This is a genomic window from Clostridium grantii DSM 8605 (assembly GCF_900129965.1).
Classification (GTDB): domain Bacteria; phylum Bacillota; class Clostridia; order Clostridiales; family Clostridiaceae; genus Clostridium_AF; species Clostridium_AF grantii.
Window position 1 is genome coordinate 1 of sequence record NZ_FQXM01000074.1, and the last position, 1903, is coordinate 1903.

At 27.2% G+C, this 1903-nt stretch carries 4 protein-coding genes; all 4 read right to left on the reverse strand.

The genetic code is table 11. The features are described from left to right. Positions 1–374: 374 nt before the first annotated feature. On the reverse strand, positions 375–521 hold the full coding sequence (locus BUB83_RS22140) for a hypothetical protein (RefSeq protein ID WP_159434137.1): 147 nt from the start codon (positions 519–521) through the stop codon (positions 375–377). A gap of 24 nt (positions 522–545) precedes the next feature. Then, a complete protein-coding gene (hepT, locus tag BUB83_RS21055) occupies positions 546–959 on the reverse strand; it encodes a type VII toxin-antitoxin system HepT family RNase toxin (protein ID WP_073341039.1) in 414 nt (137 codons plus the stop codon). Between the two features lie 4 nt (positions 960–963). Continuing rightward, positions 964–1419 (reverse strand): type VII toxin-antitoxin system MntA family adenylyltransferase antitoxin, encoded by a 456-nt coding sequence (mntA, locus tag BUB83_RS21060; RefSeq protein ID WP_242950740.1) that lies wholly within the window; start codon positions 1417–1419, stop codon positions 964–966. 86 nt (positions 1420–1505) lie between these two features. Next, positions 1506–1903, reverse strand: a 398-nt coding sequence (locus BUB83_RS21065) for an Rpn family recombination-promoting nuclease/putative transposase (RefSeq protein WP_143160627.1), incomplete at its 5' end; no start/stop codon positions are given.

Consider the following 1903-nt stretch of genomic DNA (forward strand, 5'->3'; position numbering starts at 1 on the left):
CCACCCTCTTTTCTTCAACTACTTTAATTATACCCAAAGTTATCTTTCTTAACAATCCTATCCAATATTTCTGTGAACTGCACCTATTTCCTAGGTCAACTGTGACTTGGGTAAAAATGTCATGGTGTGTTTTTTTCAGGTACAACTTCTACAAGATAAAATAGCATGTAATAAGACAAAAACATCCTGCTTTATTACATGCTTCTTTTCTTTAAAAAACAATATCCTTTCACTCATCTCCCAACACTTCTTGAGTAAAATTTTGAATTCTAAAAAAGACTGCAAATATTTTTTCAAATCTATTTACAGTCTACACTTTATATTTTTTTTATTTCTATAACCTTCTCAACTGACAACTCAGAAGCTTTTGCAACTTATTCTACTGTTAATCCCATTTTCAAAAGATTATTAGCTACCTTAATAGCTCTTTCTTCAGATCCTTCTTCTTTATTAAGAGCACTTACTTTCTCTTTAATTATGTTAGGCTCTAATGTCATATATTTCTCTTTGAGTGCTCTCATTACTAATCTTTCTAATCCGATTCCTTATAAATAATCAGCTATTATTTTGGCAAATTTTCTTATATCATCTAAATTGTTTAATACTATATCAAATACCATTCCTCTATTAAGTTTTAAATAATCATGAACTAAAATATTACGAAATCCAGCCATGTTACACAAATTTTCTTTTAGTTTAAAATCTATAATTTGATTTTCATATAAAATTTCAAAAACATCTCTATTATTTTCAGGTTTTCTGTAATTCATATCAGAAATAGTATGATTAGCAATATCTAGAACACACTCAATTGATAAATGTAAAAACCTCTCACAAGAACCATATAATAAAGGATTTTTAATGTACTCATCTTTAGAATATACACTAATATTTTTCAAATTAAACAAATACTCTTTTAATTTATCTAATCTAGATATAATAACGTCTCTTTGTACCATTAATCTAATCCTCCTCAAAGAAGTTTCCATTCTTAATATTTTTAATCATTTTTTCATCATATATATCTGAAAAATATTTATAATCAAAGTATTCTCTCATCAATAATGATTCAAATGTTGCCCTACCAATAAAATCTTTAACTACAATACCATCTCGTATAATTTCATGCTTTAAAAGAAGAGATGCTTTGTTTAGCGAAATAATATCAACATTTTTATTAAAAAATTCTTTACCATCTTCAATAATTGTTCCTCTATTAAAGGCATCCTCAATATCAGAATAATGCTTATCAAAATAAAAAGCTAAATCTATGTCACTATTACTATGGTTATCACCTCTAGCATATGACCCAAATAGATATGCAAACCTGATAGGATATTTTTCATCTATGGTTTTAGCAAACCTCATAATTTTTACAAATAGTGCTTTATCACCCTTAAATTTTAATGGAATATTCACAATTTCACTTCCTTTTTAGCATAAGCGCCAAAAATATATATTAATTTTATGCTTTATCAATAAGCTTAATTTATATTCTTTATATTTTATTTTTTTATTTCTATAATCTTTTCAACTGATAGCTCAGAAGCTTCTGCAACTTGTTCTAAGGTTAATCCCATTTTCAAAAGATTCTTAGCTACTTTAATAGCTACTTCTTCTCTACCTTCTTCTCGTCCCTCTTCTTTAGCTTTATTAAGTGCACTTACTTTATCTTTAAGTATTTTAGCTCTCATATCATAAATTTCTCTTTGTTCGCTGTCATTACTCATTTTTATTAATTCATCTTTTGCTTCTCTTATTTCTTTCACACTTAATTCTAGGCTTCTAACCTTATCACTCTCAGGGTCCTTTAAAAACTCAGTCCATGCTACCAACATATCTTTTTCATCACTATCATCTTTCAATTTTGGTATTTCTATAAAATGCATCTCTATTATATCCG

Excerpts from the sequence above, each read along its gene's own strand:
- BUB83_RS22140 (WP_159434137.1), bottom strand. The coding sequence starts at position 521 with ATGAGAGCACTCAAAGAGAAATATATGACATTAGAGCCTAACATAATT.
- hepT (WP_073341039.1), bottom strand. The coding sequence starts at position 959 with ATGGTACAAAGAGACGTTATTATATCTAGATTAGATAAATTAAAAGAG.